The following is a 17,539-nucleotide window of genomic DNA, read 5'->3' on the forward strand; positions in this document are numbered from 1 at the left end:
CAGGAGCTGCTATCGGCGAACCGGGGTCTCGAACTCGCGTCCCCGAATCCGCACCAGATCGTCGGCGGAATGCGTCAGCAGCACCACCGTGGCCTCGCGCGCAGCCTCGGCATCTCCCGCGACGATCGCGTCCAGCACCGCGCGGTGCTCGATCAGCGCGCGCGGGCGGTGCGAGCCGGGCGCTGCGATCGTAAAGCTCTGGCGCAGGGTGATCTCGAACATCTGCGCGATCGGCCAGAAGAACTGGTTGCGGGTCGCGAAATAGATCGCCTGATGGAACATGATGTCGGCGGCGACGAAGTCGTCGTTGGTCTTGGCCGCGTCCATGCCGTCGCAGCCGGCGCGGATGCGGGCGATGTCGTCAGCCTCGGCATGGTTCGCCGCCAGCGCTGCGGCGGCGGGCTCGACCGCGGAGCGCAGCTGGAACAGCTTGGCGAGATAGCGATCGATCTCCGTGGTCTCGAGGTGCCAGCGCAGTACGTCGGGATCGAGCTGATTCCACTGCTCGGGTGGCCGCACGCGCGTGCCGCTTTTGGGGCGCGACTCGATCAACCCCTTGCCGGTCAGCGTCCGCATCGCCTCGCGCACCACGGTGCGGCTGACATCCATCATCGCGCAGATCTGCATTTCCGGCGGCAGCGTCTCGCCGACGCCGATCTCGCCGCGCACAATGCTGCTGCCGACCCGGTCGGCGACCTGGCTGTGCACGCTCCGGCGCAACGCGTTGGAGGTCTGGAACATCGGAAGCCTCGCTGCGGTTGGTTGTCTCCGCCGCCGCCGCGGCACTCTTGCACAACCGAATGTCTTTTGTCATACATTATGACAAAAGAGCTGCCAAGCTCGCACCAACAGGGCGGGTAGCTGAGACAACAAGATCTGTTCCTGGGGAGGAGCACCATCATGATCTCGAAGCATGTGAACCGCCGCATCGTGCTGCGGTCATCGGCCGCCGCTGCGGCGTGGCTTGCCGCCGCGCCGGCGATCATCGGCCGCGCGCAGGCCGCGACCATGAAGATGCGCTGCTCGTCATCGCTTCCGAACGACCCCAAATATGCCAACGGCCGGGTCTACTATGCCAACCTCATCAAGAGCCTGAAGGCGAACGGGCTCGGCGAGCAGATCGAGGTCACTTTCTTCCCCGACAACCAGCTCGGCCAGGAGATCGACGTCATCAACTCGGTGAAGCTCGGGGTGATCGACCTGATGGTCTCGGGCTCGTCGATCTCGGCGAATCTGGTGCCGTTGGTCGGGACGTTCGATCTCGGCTACCTCTTCACCAGCTACCAGCAGCAGACCAAGGCGTTCGACGCCGGCGCCGCGAAGCCGATCGAGGATGCATTGCTCAAGGGCGGCAGCATCCACATCATCGCCTGGGCTTACAATTTCGGCGCCCGCAGCGTGCTGGCGAAGAAGCCGGTGAAGACGCCGGAAGATCTGGCCGGCCTGAAGATCCGCACGCTGCCCAACCCGATCATCACCGAATGTTTGCGGTTGATGGGCGCGGCGGCAACGCCGCTGGCGTTCGGCGAGATCTACACAGCGCTGCAAGCCGGCGTGCTCGACGGCCTCGAGCACGATCCGCCGACCATCCTGGCCAGCAAGTTCTACGAGACGGCCAAGCACTATGCGCTGACCCAGCACATCTTCTCGCCGCTCGCGGTCTATTTCAGCGACACCACGTTCAATCGCATGGCCCCGAAACTGCGCGACGGCTTTCTCGACGCGGCGAAGCAGGCCGCAACCGACACCCGCGCGCACGGCCTTGCGGTGGAGAAGGAGGCGCTGGCGACCCTGGTGGAGAAGGGCGTCACCGTCGTCGAGTGCGACAAGGAGGCGTTCCGCAAGCGCGTGCTGCCGCAGACCGACAATTTCATCAAGGCGCGGCCCGAGGCGAAGGCCGTCGTCGATCTGATCCGCGCCACCCAGGCCTGAGGTCGGCGCATGTCAGTCGCCGCAGTTGCGACGAGAAGCAGCACCGATCGGGTCACGGCGCCGCTGCTCGCCATCAGTGACACGGTCGCCGCGGTCCTGCTCGCCGCCGATCTCGTGGTGGTGTGCGTCTCGGTGCTGGCCCGCTTCCTGTTCAACGCACCGGTCGAGTGGTCCGACGACGTCGCCCGCGGTCTGATGGTCGGGTCGAGCTTCTTCGGCGCGGCGAGCGCGCTGGCGCGCAGCGAGAACCTCGGCGTCGCCTTCTTCGTCGACATGCTGCCGCCTGGCGTGCGGCGGGTCGTCGACGCGGTCGGGGCGCTGCTCGTCACCATCGTCGCAGGCACCGTCGCGTTCAACGCCGTCAAGATGGGCTGGCTGACCACCGGCCAGACCTCCGGCTCCGGCCTGCCGCTGGAATGGACGTTCTATCCGATGGGCATCGGTGCGGCGTTCATGACGATCTTCGCGTTCGAGACCTTCTGTGGCCCGCCGCTGCGCGACATGGTTGCGGGCATCGTCGCCACCGCCGTCGTCGCCGGCCTCTATCTGGCCTGGGATGCGCTAGCGCCATCGTCGGTGCCGTCGTCGCAGGCGTTGATGCTGATCGGTTTCTTTCTGACGCTGTTCGGCGGATTGCCGATCGGCTTTGCGCTGGCGCTGGCGGCGCTGATCTTCATTTGGGTGGAAGGCACGCTGCCCGGCGTGATCTTCGCGCAGCAGATGGCGCGCGGCATCGACAATTTCGTGCTGCTGGCGATCCCGTTCTTCATCCTGGTCGGCTATCTGATGGAAGCCAACGGCATGTCGGTCCGGCTGATCGAGTTGTTGCAGCGTGCGGTCGGGCGGATGCGCGGCGGGCTCAACGTCGTGATGGTGATGTCGATGGTGTTGTTCTCCGGCATCTCCGGCTCGAAGATGGCCGACGTCGCAGCCGTCGGCTCGGTGCTGATCCCGGCAGCGCGCCGCTCGCGGCAGAATCCGGGCGGCGCGGTGGCGCTGCTCGCCGCCTCCGCCGTGATGGCGGAGACCATTCCGCCCTGCATCAACCTGATCATCCTCGGCTTCGTCGCCAATCTGTCGATCGGCGGATTGTTCGTCGCCGGCATGCTGCCGGCCGCGCTGATGGCGCTGGCGCTGATCGCGGTATCGATCGTGTTCGGCAAGCGTCCCGCCGCGACTGAGGAAGCCGAGCCGCGCGCCGCAGTATCCGGCCTGTGGACCGGCGCGATCGCCTCGTTCGGGCTGATCTTCATGATCTTCTTCGGCTTCAAGAGCGGCTTTGCCACCGCAACCGAAATCTCCGCGTTCGCTGCGGTCTACGCCATCGCCGTCGGCAGCCTCTTGTTCCGCGAACTCGGCGCCAAGAGCCTCGCACATTGCTTCGTGCAATCGGCTGTTCGCTCGGGACTGGTGCTGTTCATCGTTGCGGCGGCGCAATCGCTCGCCTTCATCCTGACGCTGCAACAGGTGCCGCACGCGGTCGGCGAGCTCATGCTGGCGATCTCGGGCAGCCACGGCGTCTGGCTGTTCATGCTGCTGTCGATCCTGGTGCTGGTGGTGATGGGCTCGGTGCTGGAGGGCGCTGCGGCGCTGATCATCTTCGGGCCGTTGCTGCTGCCGGTTGCCGTCAAGCTCGGCATCGATCCCCTGCATTTCGGCGTCGTGCTTGTCATCGCGATGGGGCTCGGGCTGTTTGCGCCACCGCTTGGTCTTGGCCTCTACGGCGCCTGCCTGATCGGCAATGTGCCGATCGAGCAGACCATCAAGCCGATCTCGGGCTATCTCGGCCTGCTGTTGCTGTGCCTGCTGGTGATCGCTTTCGTACCCGCCATCAGCACGGCCTTGCCGCATGCGCTCGGCTACTAGGGGGATGGAAACGTGAAGGTCCTGCTCGCCCATACGCCGCAGATGCGCCGCGACTATTACGGCGAGCGCAGCCTGACCGGGTTGCGCGCGGTTGCCGACGTCTCGCTGCACGAGGGTGACGATGCGCTCGACGCGGCGGCGCTGGTCGCGGCCGCAGCCGATGTCGACATCATCGTCGCCGACCGCATGACGCCGGGGCCCGGCGAAATATTTCCGAGGCTGCCAAAACTGCGCGCCTTCGTGCGCTGTGCGGTCGATATCCGCAACATCGACGTCGCGGCAGCGTCTACCGCCGGTGTGCTGGTGACGCAGGCGAGCGCCGGCTTTGTCCAGTCGGTCGCCGAGCTCGCGCTCGGCTTCATGGTCGATCTGTCGCGCGGCGTCTCGCGCGCCACCGCTGACTATCGCGCGGGCAGGGCGCCCGAGGTCGTGATGGGCCGCCAGCTCGCGGGCAGCACGATCGGCATCATCGGCTATGGCAGCATCGGGCGCTATCTGGCTGGAATCGCCAAGGTGCTCGGCATGAACGTGCTGGTCGCCGATCCCTTCGTGATGCCGGATGACGCGGCGATCGAGCATGTCCCGCTCGACGATCTCCTGGCGCGCGCCGACTACGTCGTCTGCCTTGCGATCGCCAATGCAGCGACCGAGAACCTGATCGGGCAGGCCGCGCTGGCGCGGATGCAGACGCACGCGTTCTTCATCAACCTGTCGCGCGGCAACCTCGTCGATGACGTAGCGCTGGCGGCCGCGTTGCGTGAGGGCCGCATCGCGGGCGCGGCGATCGATGTCGGCCGCGCGCCGGACCAGATGCCGACGCCGGAACTCGCGAAGCTGCACAATGTCATTGCAACGCCGCATATCGGCGGTCTTACGCCGCAAGCCATCGAGCATCAGTCGTCGGAGACCGTGCGCCAGGTCGCGAAGATCATCGCCGGCGAGATCCCGGTCGGCGCCGTCAATGCCGAGCACTGGACGCGGCGACCGAAGCCATGAACGTTCCGCTGATCTCAATGTCGCGGAGGGGCTGGACAAGACCTTCACATCCAGCTCAAACTTGAGCCCGTCAACCGCGGCCCCTGAGCGCGCGGACAATCAATCAACGGACGTCCCGCAACAAACGACGGGCGCCGAGAGGGAAACAGGGAGTGCATCACATGGCCATTTCACGCCGTGACGTTTTATTGGGCAGCGCCGGCGCACTCGGCGCCGCATCATTCTCCTTCCCGGCTCCTGCCATCGCACAATCGGAACCGATCAAGATCGGCTGCCTCGCGGCGATCACCGGGCCGAGCTCGGCGCCGACGGTCGGCTTCAACCGCGGCGTCAACTTCGCGGTCGATGCCATCAACGGCGCGGGCGGGGTGAAGGGGCGCAAGATCGAGCTCGTGATGCGCGACACTCAGGGCGATCCGACCAAGGCGGTGAACGCCACGCAGGAACTGATCAGCCAGGCCAAGGTTCACGCGATCTGGGGGCCGCTGAATTCGGGTGAGGCGCTGGCGACGACGCCGATTATGGCGCGCGCCAAGATGCCTGATTTGCATCCTTGCGTCGTCGAGACCCTGATCGATCCGGTCAAATTCCCCAATGCGTTCCGCATCGCGCCGTCGAACAATCAGTGGGACGATGCCGTGCGCAATTATTGCCTGAAGATCCTCAAGGTGAAGAAGGTCGCCGTGATCGGCGACACCACCGGCTACGGCGTCACCGCGGTGGGGGCGTCGGTCGCGGCGTTCAAGAAGGACGGCGCCGAAGTGGTCTATCAGGCCAATATCGATGCCACCCAGCCCGACATGACGCCGGACATGCTGCGCGCCAAGAACGCCGGCGCCGAGGCGATCGTGGTGTGGAGCGTCTCGACCGGCATGGAGGCGCGGATGTTCAACACCCGCGCCGCGATGAACTGGGACGTTCCGTTCGTCGGCCACCCTTCGATGGCGTCGGGGGAGCTTGCGAGCCTCGTCGCAAAACCGGAGAACTGGAAGAAGGTCTATGCGATCGGCTACAAGAGCTGCAGCTATGACAGCGCCGGCAAGCTGCCGCCGAAGAGCGAGGATCTCGTCGCGCGCCTGACCAAGGCCAATATCGCGCTGAACGATACGCTGTTGTGGTGGGTCGCCGGCGGCATCGATTGCATCGAGCTGATCGCGAAAGCGGTCGCGGAGAGCGGCTCGACCGACAGCGCCGCCATCGTCAACTACTGGAATTCGCTGTCGACCTATCCCGGCTATTTCGGCAATTACCGCTTCTCGCCGACCCAGCATAACGGCTATTTGACCGAAGAGATCGTGATGTCGGAATCCTCGACCGCCAAGAACGGCACCTTCGCGCTGGCGCCAGGATACACATAGCAGGGCGAGGGCGCAGCCGATGCTGGCCTCTATCCTTGCATCCGGTCTCGCGGCGGGCGCGATCTACGCGCTGGTCGGCGTCACCTACAACACGATGTTCTCGACCTCGCGGGTAATGAGCTTCACCGCCGGCCAGCTTGCGATGCTGGGCGGCGTGTTCGGTTCGCTGTTCACGCTGAAGCTCGGCCTGCCGATCGCTGTCGGCTTCGTGCTGACGCTACTCTGCTGCGCGGTGATCGGGATCATCACCGAATTCGTCGCGGTGCGGCCGGTGTTGAAAAGCCTCGACCAGCATCTTTACGTGCTGTCGACCTTGGCGGTCGCACTGATGATCCAGCAGGTCACCGCGATCAAATGGGGCACCGAGCCGCAGCCGTTCCCGCGCATCGCAGGATTCGGCGAGGGCGTTTGGGACGAGAAATTCTGGCTGCCGGTCGCTGCCTGCGCGATCACCATCATCGGCCTTGAGTATCTCTACCGCCGCACGCTGGTCGGCCGCGCGTTCCTGGCGATCGCCGAGGACAATTTCGCGGCGCGGGCGCTCGGTCTGCCCGAGCGCAATCTGCGTGTCGCGAGCTACGCGCTTGCCGGCGTGGTCGGCGGTATCGCCGGATTCTCCGGCGGGCAGTTGCTGCTCGCCTTCTTCGCCAATGGCGCGCTGCTCAACTTCTACGGCTTCGTGCCGGTGGCGCTGGGCGGACTCGGCAACAACCGAGGCGCGATCATCGGCGGGCTCGCGCTCGGCCTGTTCCAGCAGGCGGCGAACTTCCTGGTTGGCGGCATCTTCTCCTCGGTCGCGGTGTTCACGCTGTTCATCGTGGTGCTGCTCGCAGCGCCGCAAGGCTTGTTCGGCGCCTCGACCGCGCGGAGAGTCTGATGACGTCGGTCACGACCACGCCGCCCCGGACCGACAGCGGCGCATGGCGCGCCGCGCTGCCGCATATCGCGCCGTTCCTCGGTATCTTGGTCGTGGCGGTGCTGCTGCCCTTCGTCAGCAACGACTATTGGGTGTTGATCGGCACCCGCGCCGCGATCTACTGGGTGCTGGTGTCCGGCCTCAATCTGGTCGTCGGCTTCGCGGGGCATCTCGCGATCGGCTATGTCGCGCTGCTGACGCTCGGCGCCTACACGACCAGCGTGCTGGTCGCCGGCAACGTGATGCCGGCGATTCCGGTGTTTGCCGCCTTGCCGATCGCGGGCCTGATCGGCGCGATCTTCGGCGTGATCGTTGGTCTGCCGGCCTTGCGCCTGCGTACCTTCTATTTCGCGATGTCGACCCTGGGCTTTGCGACCATCGTGACCCAGATCGCGCTGGCCTGGCAGAGCGTGACCGGCGGCGGCATCGGCATCACCGGCCCCGAATTCCCGGCGCCGTTCAACACGCCTTGGGGATTCTACGGGCTCTGTATCGCGTTCGCCGCGGTCACGACCTGGATGAGCGCCAATGTCGCGCGCAGCCGCTTCGGCCGTGCCTTGATCGCGGTGCGCGACGCCGAGGTCGCCGCCGAAGCCAGCGGCATCTCCAAGCCGAACATGCTGATTGCGATCTTCCTGTTCGCCGGCGCGCTGGCGGCGATCGCCGGCGGATTGTTCGCGACTCTGCAGACCTACATCACGCCCGATGCCTTCACCTTCGATCTCTCGGTGCTGTTCTTCATCGCGATCCTGATCGGCGGCCGCGGCTCGATCCTCGGGCCGATGCTCGGCACCATCATCCTGACCATCCTGCCCGAAATTGCGGCGCCGCTCGCGGCGTGGTCGACCTTCCTCTACGCGGTGCTGCTGCTGCTGATCGTGCTGGTGATGCCCGGTGGCATCGCGGCGCTGCTCGATTTCCGCAATCGCCGTCCGCTCGCCAGCAACCGCGCCATCGTTCCGCGCCCGGCGGCGCTCGCCGACATCGTGCGCCGGCGCGATGGCGGCAAGCCGCTGCAGCTGCGCGGCATCGCGCTGAGCTTCGGCAATGTGAAGGCGATCGACGGCCTCGACCTCGACGTCGCGCCCGGCCAGATCCACGGCCTGATCGGGCCGAACGGTAGCGGCAAGACCACCACGCTGAACGTGATCTCGGGCTACTACGCCGCGAAGGCCGGCACCATGACGCTAGGCGACGCGATGTTGCCCGCGGGCGCACCGGTCAAACGCGCGGCCAGCGGCATCGCACGCACCTTCCAGACGCCGCGCGTGATCGGCGAAGCCTCGGTGCTGGAGAACGTCATGATCGGCGGTTCGATCGAGGGCAGGGCCAACTTCGTCGAGGCGATGCTGGCACTGCCGCGCAACGGTGCGGACGAACGTCTGCTCGCCGCCAAGGCGCGAGCGCTGCTCGGCGTCGTCGGCCTCGAGGCGCTCGCCGATGTGCGCGCCGACCGTCTGCAGCACAGCGAACTGCGCTTCATCGAGATCGCACGCGCCCTGATGCTCGATCCGGATTTCCTGCTGCTCGACGAGCCCGCGGCTGGCCTCTCCAATGACGAGATCGAGCGGCTCGCCAGCCTGATCAAGGCGATCTGCGGCCGCGGCACCGGTGTGCTGCTGGTCGAGCACCATGCCGACCTGATCTTCGACATCTGCCACCAGGTCACCGTGCTCAATCTCGGCCGCATCCTGGCGGCGGGAACGCCGGCGGAGATTCGCGTCCACAAGGAGGTCGTCAGTGCTTACCTCGGCGGCTGAACCTCTGCTTGACGTACGCGCGCTGGAGTCCGGCTACGGCAAGATCCGGGTGCTGCACGGCATCGACATGACGATCGCCGCCGGCGAGGTCGTCGCATTGCTCGGCCCCAACGGCGCCGGCAAAACCACGCTGCTGCGCGCGATGTCGGGACTGTTGCCAGTCAATGCCGGGCAAGTGCGGTTCGGCGGACGCGACATGACCAACGCCACGCCGCGCGAGGCCGCGCGTGCCGGGCTCGTGCATGTGATCGAAGGCCATCGCGTGTTCACGCAGATCTCCGTGACCGACAATCTGCTGCTCGCCGGCTACGACCTGCCGCGCGCCGAACGCGCCGTGCGCATCGAGGAGGCGTTGTCGTTCTTTCCCGAGATCGCCGAGAAGCGGCATGAGCGCGGCGGCGCGCTGTCGGGCGGGCAGCAGCAGATGCTGACGGTGGCGCAGGGCCTGGTCCGCCGCCCGCGGCTGTTGATGCTCGACGAGCCCTCCGCGGGATTGTCGCCGGTGCTGGTCGATCGCGTCCTCAACGTCATCGGCCGGCTGCGCGAGCAGGGCACCTCGGTGCTGCTGGTCGAGCAATTGCTGGAGAAGGCGCTGGCCTGCGCCGATCGGGTCTACGCGCTGGTGCAGGGGACGATCGCGCTGGAGGCTGTGACCGGCGAGGGCGACCTCGCGCGCCGGCTCGAGCGCGCTTATTTCGGCCATGAAAGCCACGCGTTGGGGTAGGTAGCAGTTCCAATTTCTTCGGCGCCGAGTCCCGCAGTGTCGAACGCAGCGCTAGCGGAAGTAGGTAAGAAACTCCGTCGAATCGATCGGCCTCGCAATGGAGGGCTTCTCGGTCCTCTCCGGGCCTTCCTTCACGACGTACATGTCGATGAGCTTCGCGCCGGAGAGATTGCGCTCCACCGTCGCTCCGGTATCCATGTTGATTGCGGACGCGCCGCAGTCGTGGAAGACCACGGTGCCGTAGTCCGGGAGCTGCAGTGGGGTTGGATTTCCCGGGAGGGCCGACCGCTCCATCACCCATTCCGCCGTTGCGCCGGGAATCTTGAAGGGTTGCCCCAGCTGGGTCAGGGGTGCTGTTTGAAAGAACTGCACAGAGCGACTGGTCGTGAGGTTCGTGATCACGAACGACACCCCGGTGCGGTCCGGCGCCACCTGCATGAGGCACATGATCAGATCGCCGGCATGAATCTTCGGCGACACGAGCGTGATCGGATGCGCCTGGGCCGGGTCGCCCCTGACCCACCATTGCCACCACGCGAAGAACGAGGTCGTCGGGTTGCCGGCGCCTGTGGCAGGGTCGATGTTCTGCGCGGTGCCGATTTGCGGCAGCGTCGATCTGTAATACCGACGTTGTCCATCAAAGCCGATCCACGTCGAACTGTGATATGTCTCGCTGGCCCGGCCGCTCGCCGGCTGGGTTGGCGTCGGCACCTGAAACTTCCCCCAGACCGACGAGAATACGGTGCCATCCCTCGGCGTGACGTAGGCACCGGACCAGTTGAGGCTGCTTTCCCGCCGCGGCGATTGGTCGAACGATCGGCGGAGGCCCGCCGTGACCGGGGAAAGCACCTGGAAATCGAAGGCCTCGAACGCCACCGTCGGACCAAACATCTTCTGCCAGAACGCATACTCGGCCGGCTGAAGCACGGGGTCCGGTCGTCTTGGAAAGCCGAGCGCCGTCAGCTCGTCCTGCGAGGCGACCAACGTGCGAAATCCGGTGGGAGGAAGCACGCTGGTCGTCGAGTCCTTGATGACCTTCCTCAGGCCTTCGGTGTCGTATGTGGGGCTCCGCCCGTCCCGCGTGCTCATTGCCATTCGCCTGCGGCAGCCGCGATTGCGGCGTCAAACATCGGCACGACGTTTGGTGTCAGAATGACGGTGTCGAGCAGATCGGCGATTCTGGCGCCACCTTCCGAATCCTTCGGATAGTGCACGCCGGCAATCTCGCGGTTTCGGGCGATCGAATCCGCCAGGATGGACAGGTCGGATTTCCAGACGGTCTGGTCAGCCGCGGACATCGCCGTCGCGGCGAACACCCTGAGCATGCAGTTCTTCATGAAATGCGCCTGGGTGGAATGCCCGCTCGGCCAGGACGAGTGACCGGGGACCTGGATCGGCGGCAGCAATGCGGGGCAAATCTGTGACGGTCGAGGCAAATCGTACTTGTCCTTGAAATACAATGCCGCAAAGGACCCGATCAAACTCGCGATATTCAACAGGCGCCAGGTTTGCGTATGCGAGCCGGGCCTCGCGGTCAGCACAGCCAGAAAATCCGTGAAGAATTCAGCGTCCTGCGAGAGGATCAAGCCCATCGCATCCGGCCGTTCATCCCGCGCGGCGAGCACGAGGTTGTCGATCTGGGCGGCATAGCCGGTGACCAAATCGGTCCGAATCTGTGTGAGTGTGGCGTCAGCATCGATGGTCGTTGCCCAGCCTGGGGCATTGGCGATGAACTGATGCAGGACACGCCACGCATACCAGTTTGCCGACCATTGTCGGCTGCCGAAATGCGCCGGCGGCGTCCGCCGCAGGCTGCCAAGCTCGTTTGTGCCGGAGGGATCGAGCCGTGTCACGAACGGCAAGTCGACGCGGTCTGAGATAAACCAACCGCCCCCTCCGACGTTGCCGGTGTTTCCCGTATTGCCGGTGTTTCCGGTATTGCCCGTGTTACCTGTGTTGCCTGTCATTGACGTCGCTCCCTTGTTCGGCAGTTGTCGTCAGCAGTATCAGTCAATCAGGAAGCCCCGCCGATCGCAGGTGGCCGAGCCAGCTTTCCAATGCCTCGCCGCGAAACGGGCAGCGTGGCGCGTAGGACGAAATACGGAATCCGGGTTGAATTTCCAGGTAGCGGCGCGCCGCCTCCGCTGCTTCTTCACGACGGCTCAAGGCACCGAGCGTGACGATGAGCAGGCGATGATTGAAGCGAATAAGTCCGTTGCGGTTCAGCGCGCCACGTACCCACTCCAATGCCTGCTCATAGTCGCCATTCACGTAGTGAGCCTGGGCGAACAATCCCTCGTGCCAGAACGAGCGCGCGTCGAGCGGCGAGAGCCGGACGCCCTGTTCACCTTGGCGCAGGGCGGCAGGGCCATCACCAAGAAAGCCGGATGTTGCGCTCGCCATGGTCCAGGCCATGGCTGAACTCGGGCCGGCGGCAACAGCGCGGTCGAGGGCAATCCTTGCGCTTTGGAAGTCATGCAGCAGAAATGACTGGACGTGACCATACACCGCCAACGCGAATGCATCGTCACCGCCTCGATCGATAGCCTCCCTGGCATATCTGGCGCCGGCGATGACATCACCCTCGGGATCCGGCGATCCGATTTCCCCGATCCGGAACACATACCACAGCGCGACGTAGGAATAGGCCAGCGCAAAATTAGGGTCGTATGAAATGGCTTGCTCAAGCAGGCCCCGCGCCTTGGAGAAGGAATCGTAGTCCATCCGGAACAACAGATCGAGCGCCTGCAGTACGAGATCGTAGGCGGTCAGGTTCTGCGGATGTTTGCGCATCGATCGCATAAGCTCACGCTCGCGAACCTGCGGCGCGATCTGTCTGACGACATTGACGGCAATCCGATCCTGAAGCGCAAAGAGTTCGCGAAGGTCGCCTTCGTGCAAATCCGAACGAATGACTTCGCCCGACTCGGCGTCGCTGAGCTCGGTCACGATACGGACCGAGGTCATCGTCCTCTGAATCCCGCCATAGAGGACATAGCGAACCCCGAGCCGACGCCCGATCTCGCGCACGTCTATGTTTCGGCCGCTGAAGCCAAGGCTGGACCCGCGTGATACGACGAAAAGCTCCTTGAGCCCGGCAAGGCCGCGAATGATGTCGTCAACGACACCATCGGCGAAATACCCCTCTTCCGGAGTGGCCAGGTTCATTCGGAACGGCAGAACGGCTATCGAGGGACGAGGTTCCGAGCCCACCGGGGCTTCGCCGACAAGCTTCGCGGGCTGCATGGGTCGGTGGAGCGCATACACGCGGACTGGCCGACCCATGTTGCGAAGATGCAGATCGCCAAGATCAATCACGCTGACGTCGAGGTCCTGGCCGATCTGCTCCGCGACGGCTCCAGAAACCACCACGCCGCCCGCTTGCGCATAGTTCTGAAGGCGCGCCGCGATGTTCACGCCCTCGCCATAGACGTCATCTTCTTCAACGATGATGTCAGCGGCATTCAGCCCTATGCGAAAGCTGATGCGCTCGTCGGCGGGCATCCCGGCTGTATTCACGGCCAGAGCTTCTTGCAGCGAAAGTGCGCACCGCGTCGCGTCGCGCGCGGTATCGAAGGTTGCAAGGAAGCCGTCGCCGGTATTCTTGATGATCCTGCCGTTTTGCGCCGAGACGCCCGGGTCGAGGACTTCCGAGCGCAAACGCATCAGCCGGGTATGGGTGTTTTCCTCGTGCGCCTCCATCAGGCGCGTATAGCCGACCACGTCTGCCGCGAGGATTGCCGCAAGGCGTCGGCGAACTTCCGGGACCGATGGGGTCATCATATGATTGATATTTCTGCAAAATTTACTGATAGGCGACTAAAATCTGGCACAAAAAAACAGAACACCAACGCGAAAAGGATATCTTCATCAAGATCATAAAGGAAGGCTCCATCCGGATGGGTGTGCCAGCCAAGTGCGCTGGTACAGTGTGATGTTTGCAACCTTTGAGGGGGGCGTCCGTGGGCGCGCAATCGCGATCCGCCCAACGGGTGGATACGGTGCGGACCAGGCAGGCATTGGCGCCTTGAACACGCAAATGCGTTCCTTGGCTTCATGGCTGGATCATCGCCGCGGCGAAACTCGTCTCCGTTGATCTGCGTCAATGCGGGAGCGGTGTTCTCCTTTCTTCCCGCCGATCACGGGCGAGATTGGCCGGGAGCGCGGCGTTACCGCTGGAGCGATCGCCATCGTCGTATCCGGGGCTGCCAGTCGTCCGATTGAGCGTACTCGGAAGTCCCGCAGGCAACAGAAGGTCAACTGATATGGCCGAGGCGTTCGACATCGCGCGCAAGTCTGCAGCGCTGGGCCTGATTGTCTATGAATTGCTTCACAAAATTTGGACCGTTGATTGAGCGAATTGACGCGGGCGGGTGGAATACCCGCCCTTGAAGCCACCTTGCCGGTCGATGGGACTTGACCGTCAGCGAGCACGGGCTGAAACAGGTATTCGTCCTCCAACCCTGGCAACGAAGACCTCCATGCGTCTCCCCTTCTTCTACGGCTGGATCATCGTCGCGGTGACCTTCGTCACCATGGCGATCGGCGTCAACGCACGGACGGCCTTCTCGCTGTTCTATCCGCCGATCATCTCCGAATTCGGCTGGGAGCGCGGCGTTACCGCGGGCGCATTCTCGTTCGGGTTTGTCGCTTCCGCGATCGCGAGCCCGCTGATCGGCAGGCTGATGGACCGCCGCGGTCCGCGCGCGGTGATGGAGCTTGGTGTGCTCTTGATGGGCTCCGGCCTGCTGCTGGCGCCGCTGACCACGCAGCCCTGGCATCTCTATCTCACCATCGGCGTGCTGGTTGGTTCCGGCAGTGTCTGCCTCGGCTATTCCGGCCAGTCGCTGTTCGTGCCGAACTGGTTCACCCGCCGCCGCGGCCTCGCAATCGGGCTCGCCTTCGCCGGCGTCGGCATCGGCTCGGTGACATTGCTGCCGTGGGTGCAGCACATGATCGAGCAGACCGGCTGGCGCACCGCCTGCACCGCGATGGGGATCCTGGTGCTGGTCGTGCTCGCGCCGATCAACCTGTTGCTGCACAAGAAGCCGGAAGACATCGGCCTGCAGCCGGACGGCGATGCCGCACCGACGGCGACGTCGGCCAGGCCGGCATCGAACATCGTCGATCCGGTGTGGGCCGGCACCGACTGGACGCTGTCGCGCGCGCTGCGCACCGCGCGGTTCTGGTGGATTGCGACCGGCTATTTCTGCGGTCTGTACATCTGGTACGCCGTGCAGGTGCACCAGACCAAGTTCCTGCTCGACATCGGCTTCAGCTCCAATGTCGGCGTCTGGGCGCTGGGCGTCGTCAGCCTGCTCGGCATTCCCGGCCAGATCTGGCTCGGGCATCTCTCCGATCGCATCGGACGCGAATGGGTGTGGGCGATCTCCTGCTTCGGCTTCGTGATCTGCTTTGCTGCGCTCGCCGCCTTGAAATACTGGCCGAGCATGACGCTGATCTATCTCATGGTCTTCACCCAGGGCGCGCTCGGCTACGGCCTGACATCCGTGATGGGACCGGTGGTGCTGGAGATCTTCCAAGGCAAGCAATACGGCAGCATTTTCGGCACCGTGATGCTGGCCGCGCTCGCCGGTGGAGCCGCCGGCCCCTGGATCACTGGACAACTCTACGATCTCTCGGGCAGCTATACGAGCGCGTTCCTGCTCGGCATTGCCGTCAGCCTGCTGTCGGCATTCGCGATCTGGCAGGCTTCGCCGCGCAAGGTCCGCGCCGTCGCCGGCCAGATGCACAAGGTCGCCAGCGCGGCCTGACGCATCAGGCGGATGAAACGCCGATCGCCCGCTGCAGGTCGGTGATCGCGCGCAGGCAACTGTCGGCCGGTGTGGTTTCCGGATCGATCAGGCGGTGCAGGCGGAAACCATCTTCCAGCGCCAGCACGATCGCGCCGGTCCAGTCCGGATTGAGTCTCGCGTTCCTGCCGCTATTCTTCTGCGCGGTCTCGACGATGTCGGCAATCAGCTTGCGCCGCGCGCGCAGGCGCTTGGCGAGCTCGGGCCGGCGCTTCTCGGCGCGCGCCACGAACAGGATCATCTCCATATGCAGGAGAGGCGAGCGGCCGAGCGGATCCTGCCGGCTGCGGTCCACGGTGCGGAGCGCCTCCAGGAAGTCGGCGAGGTCCTTGTGCTTGGCGAGCAAATCGAGATTGCGCCGGATCGATTGCTCGACGTGATCCTCGAGCATCGCAAAGATCAGCTCGTCCTTGCTCTTGAAGTTCGAATAGAAGGCGCCGCGGGTGAAACCCGCCGCGGCCGCGATCGTCTCGATGCTGGCGCCGCCGATTCCCTGTTCCTCGAACACCTGCGCCGCCGCCTCGAACAGCTTCTCGCAGGTGTCGTCGCGTGTCGGTCTGGTTCGAACCCTTGACATCGGCGCATTTTAGGGCAGAATGCAACTCGATACAAGAGTGTATCGAGTTGCGCTTTATAGAACGAGAGTTGCTAAAACCAGAATGGCCGTACCCGTGTTGGTGCGGTCTTGAGGATGACACCAAGGCGCGCCAGAGTGCAGGCACCGGCGTAGCGCACGAACGAGGTCACCATGAACGAGCAAGTTCAGCCGGCCAGCGGCGAGCCGCTTTTCAACCCCCTGGCGCCCGAATTCATTCGTAATCCCTATCCCTACTATGAGCGGCTACGCCGCCTCGATCCGATGCATGTCAACGCGCACGGCGCCTTCGTGGCCAGCCGTCACGCGGAGGCGAGCCTTGTGTTGCGCGACAAGCGGTTCGGCAAGGACTATGTCGAGCGCTCGATCCGCCGCTACGGCCCCAAGATCATGGACGAGCCGGTCATCCGCAGCATGAGCCACTGGATGCTGCAGCAGGACCCGCCCGACCACACCCGCCTGCGCGGCCTCGTCGTCAAGGCGTTCACCGCACGCCGGGTCGAGGACATGCGCCCGCGCATCCAGCACGTCGTCGACGAAACGCTCGACCGCATCATTCCGCAGGGAAAGATGGACCTGATCGAGGATTTCGCGTTCCGCCTGCCGGTGACGATCATCTGCGACATGCTCGGCATCCCCGAGGAGCATCGCGATGCCTTCTACAATGGCTCGCGCGACGGCGGACGCCTGCTCGAGCCGGTGCCGCTGACGGCGGAGGAGATCAAGCAGGGCAACGCCGGCAACGCGATGGCCGCGATGTACTTCCACCAGCTGTTCGAGCTGCGCCGCAAGCAGCCCGGTGACGACCTCACCACGCAACTGGTGCAGGCCGAGGAGGACGGCCAGAAGCTGACCAACGAGGAGCTCACCGCCAACATCATCCTGCTGTTCGGCGCCGGCCATGAGACGACCGTGAACCTGATCGGCAACGGCCTGCTCGCGCTGTTCCGCAACCCGGATCAGCTCGCGCTGCTGAAGGCCAATCCCGGCCTGATCACCAATGCGATCGAGGAGTTCCTGCGCTACGATTCCTCGGTGCAGCTGACCGGCCGCGTCGCGCTGGAAGACATCGAGGATCTCGGCGGCAAGCGCATCCCGAAGGGGGAGAGCGTGCTGTGTCTGCTGGGCTCGGCCAACCACGATGAGGCGGTCTATCCCGACCATCCCGAGAAGCTCGACATCCAGCGGCCGAACGTGAGGCCGCTGTCGTTCGGCGGCGGCATCCATTTCTGCCTCGGCGCCCAGCTGGCGCGGATCGAGGCCGAAGTCGCGATCTCGACGCTGCTGCGCCGGATCCCCGACCTGCGGCTCGATGACGCGGAAAATCCGGAGTGGCGGCCGACCTTCGTGCTGCGCGGGTTGAAGCGGCTGCCTGCGAGCTGGTGACATCGGGGATGTGGCGACATCCGGGATGCGCGGCAGGGCAGTAATCCTGCCGCGGAAGGCCGGTGTGCACGCACGCTTGAGCGGAAAACCGTCATCCGCCTGACGTCGCAGCGGTAAAGCCGCTGTGACTTCGCCATACTTGTCTCTATATTTGGGTTGCTCCGGCCAAGGGTTGGCAAAGGGTTCAGCATAA

Annotated in this window: 14 protein-coding genes; 9 read left to right on the forward strand and 5 right to left on the reverse strand. The window is 64.7% G+C overall.

Going from position 1 to position 17,539, the window contains the following annotated elements; all coding sequences use genetic code 11:
- Positions 1-9 precede the first annotated feature (9 nt).
- Positions 10-741, reverse strand: coding sequence for a FadR/GntR family transcriptional regulator (locus BraRD5C2_RS32785; RefSeq protein WP_223975494.1), 732 nt, complete (start codon positions 739-741; stop codon positions 10-12).
- Positions 742-900: 159 nt separating this feature from the next.
- On the opposite strand from BraRD5C2_RS32785, the gene BraRD5C2_RS32790 reads away from it, so the two are divergent.
- From BraRD5C2_RS32790 to BraRD5C2_RS32820, 7 genes are all read left to right on the forward strand, one after another.
- On the forward strand, positions 901-1,932 hold the full coding sequence (locus BraRD5C2_RS32790) for a TRAP transporter substrate-binding protein (RefSeq protein ID WP_223975495.1): 1,032 nt from the start codon (positions 901-903) through the stop codon (positions 1,930-1,932).
- Between the two features lie 9 nt (positions 1,933-1,941).
- Positions 1,942-3,798 (forward strand): TRAP transporter large permease, encoded by a 1,857-nt coding sequence (locus BraRD5C2_RS32795; protein WP_223975497.1) that lies wholly within the window; start codon positions 1,942-1,944, stop codon positions 3,796-3,798.
- A gap of 12 nt (positions 3,799-3,810) precedes the next feature.
- The gene (locus BraRD5C2_RS32800; protein WP_223975498.1) at positions 3,811-4,794 is read left to right on the forward strand and encodes an NAD(P)-dependent oxidoreductase; all 984 of its coding nucleotides are present in this window, start codon (positions 3,811-3,813) and stop codon (positions 4,792-4,794) included.
- Between the two features lie 161 nt (positions 4,795-4,955).
- On the forward strand, positions 4,956-6,152 hold the full coding sequence (locus BraRD5C2_RS32805; protein ID WP_223975499.1) for an ABC transporter substrate-binding protein: 1,197 nt from the start codon (positions 4,956-4,958) through the stop codon (positions 6,150-6,152).
- 19 nt (positions 6,153-6,171) lie between these two features.
- The gene (locus BraRD5C2_RS32810) at positions 6,172-7,029 is read left to right on the forward strand and encodes a branched-chain amino acid ABC transporter permease (RefSeq protein WP_223975500.1); all 858 of its coding nucleotides are present in this window, start codon (positions 6,172-6,174) and stop codon (positions 7,027-7,029) included.
- The gene (locus BraRD5C2_RS32815) at positions 7,029-8,828 is read left to right on the forward strand and encodes a branched-chain amino acid ABC transporter ATP-binding protein/permease (RefSeq protein WP_223975501.1); all 1,800 of its coding nucleotides are present in this window, start codon (positions 7,029-7,031) and stop codon (positions 8,826-8,828) included. The genes BraRD5C2_RS32810 and BraRD5C2_RS32815 overlap by 1 nt, the downstream gene beginning before the upstream one ends.
- Positions 8,809-9,552, forward strand: a complete 744-nt coding sequence (locus tag BraRD5C2_RS32820) for an ABC transporter ATP-binding protein (protein WP_223975502.1) — start codon at positions 8,809-8,811, stop codon at positions 9,550-9,552. Before BraRD5C2_RS32815 ends, BraRD5C2_RS32820 begins: the two co-directional genes overlap by 20 nt.
- A gap of 51 nt (positions 9,553-9,603) precedes the next feature.
- Here the strand turns inward: BraRD5C2_RS32820 and BraRD5C2_RS32825 are convergent, their stop codons facing one another.
- From BraRD5C2_RS32825 to BraRD5C2_RS32835, 3 genes are read right to left on the reverse strand one after another with little or no spacing between them, the layout of a single operon-like run.
- Entirely contained in the window at positions 9,604-10,641 is a 1,038-nt protein-coding gene (locus BraRD5C2_RS32825; RefSeq protein WP_223975503.1) for an A4/G1 family peptidase, read from the reverse strand.
- Entirely contained in the window at positions 10,638-11,519 is an 882-nt protein-coding gene (locus BraRD5C2_RS32830; protein WP_223975505.1) for a phosphatase PAP2 family protein, read from the reverse strand. The genes BraRD5C2_RS32825 and BraRD5C2_RS32830 overlap by 4 nt, the downstream gene beginning before the upstream one ends.
- A gap of 43 nt (positions 11,520-11,562) precedes the next feature.
- A complete protein-coding gene (locus BraRD5C2_RS32835) occupies positions 11,563-13,332 on the reverse strand; it encodes an adenylate/guanylate cyclase domain-containing protein (protein ID WP_223975507.1) in 1,770 nt (589 codons plus the stop codon).
- Between the two features lie 701 nt (positions 13,333-14,033).
- On the opposite strand from BraRD5C2_RS32835, the gene BraRD5C2_RS32840 reads away from it, so the two are divergent.
- Positions 14,034-15,326 (forward strand): MFS transporter, encoded by a 1,293-nt coding sequence (locus BraRD5C2_RS32840; RefSeq protein ID WP_223975509.1) that lies wholly within the window; start codon positions 14,034-14,036, stop codon positions 15,324-15,326.
- 4 nt (positions 15,327-15,330) lie between these two features.
- On the opposite strand, the gene BraRD5C2_RS32845 is transcribed toward BraRD5C2_RS32840, so the two are convergent.
- Positions 15,331-15,942 carry a TetR/AcrR family transcriptional regulator gene (locus BraRD5C2_RS32845; RefSeq protein ID WP_223975511.1) on the reverse strand — a complete coding sequence of 204 codons (612 nt, stop codon included), beginning with the start codon at positions 15,940-15,942 and terminating at the stop codon, positions 15,331-15,333.
- Positions 15,943-16,113: 171 nt separating this feature from the next.
- Between BraRD5C2_RS32845 and BraRD5C2_RS32850 the strand changes: the two genes are divergently transcribed.
- Positions 16,114-17,346 (forward strand): cytochrome P450, encoded by a 1,233-nt coding sequence (locus tag BraRD5C2_RS32850; protein WP_223975513.1) that lies wholly within the window; start codon positions 16,114-16,116, stop codon positions 17,344-17,346.
- The last annotated feature ends 193 nt before the right edge of the window (positions 17,347-17,539 follow it).

Origin of the sequence: Bradyrhizobium sp. RD5-C2 (assembly GCF_019972155.1) — a bacterium.
Classification (GTDB): domain Bacteria; phylum Pseudomonadota; class Alphaproteobacteria; order Rhizobiales; family Xanthobacteraceae; genus Bradyrhizobium.

Bases quoted from the DNA above. Each gene is read 5' to 3' on its own strand.
- BraRD5C2_RS32825 (WP_223975503.1), bottom strand. From the start codon at position 10,641: ATGAGCACGCGGGACGGGCGGAGCCCCACATACGACACCGAAGGCCTG.
- BraRD5C2_RS32790 (WP_223975495.1), top strand. From the start codon at position 901: ATGATCTCGAAGCATGTGAACCGCCGCATCGTGCTGCGGTCATCGGCC.
- BraRD5C2_RS32830 (WP_223975505.1), bottom strand. From the start codon at position 11,519: ATGACAGGCAACACAGGTAACACGGGCAATACCGGAAACACCGGCAAT.
- BraRD5C2_RS32840 (WP_223975509.1), top strand. From the start codon at position 14,034: ATGCGTCTCCCCTTCTTCTACGGCTGGATCATCGTCGCGGTGACCTTC.
- BraRD5C2_RS32815 (WP_223975501.1), top strand. From the start codon at position 7,029: ATGACGTCGGTCACGACCACGCCGCCCCGGACCGACAGCGGCGCATGG.
- BraRD5C2_RS32785 (WP_223975494.1), bottom strand. From the start codon at position 741: ATGTTCCAGACCTCCAACGCGTTGCGCCGGAGCGTGCACAGCCAGGTC.
- BraRD5C2_RS32835 (WP_223975507.1), bottom strand. From the start codon at position 13,332: ATGACCCCATCGGTCCCGGAAGTTCGCCGACGCCTTGCGGCAATCCTC.
- BraRD5C2_RS32845 (WP_223975511.1), bottom strand. From the start codon at position 15,942: ATGTCAAGGGTTCGAACCAGACCGACACGCGACGACACCTGCGAGAAG.
- BraRD5C2_RS32850 (WP_223975513.1), top strand. From the start codon at position 16,114: ATGAACGAGCAAGTTCAGCCGGCCAGCGGCGAGCCGCTTTTCAACCCC.
- BraRD5C2_RS32805 (WP_223975499.1), top strand. From the start codon at position 4,956: ATGGCCATTTCACGCCGTGACGTTTTATTGGGCAGCGCCGGCGCACTC.
- BraRD5C2_RS32810 (WP_223975500.1), top strand. From the start codon at position 6,172: ATGCTGGCCTCTATCCTTGCATCCGGTCTCGCGGCGGGCGCGATCTAC.
- BraRD5C2_RS32795 (WP_223975497.1), top strand. From the start codon at position 1,942: ATGTCAGTCGCCGCAGTTGCGACGAGAAGCAGCACCGATCGGGTCACG.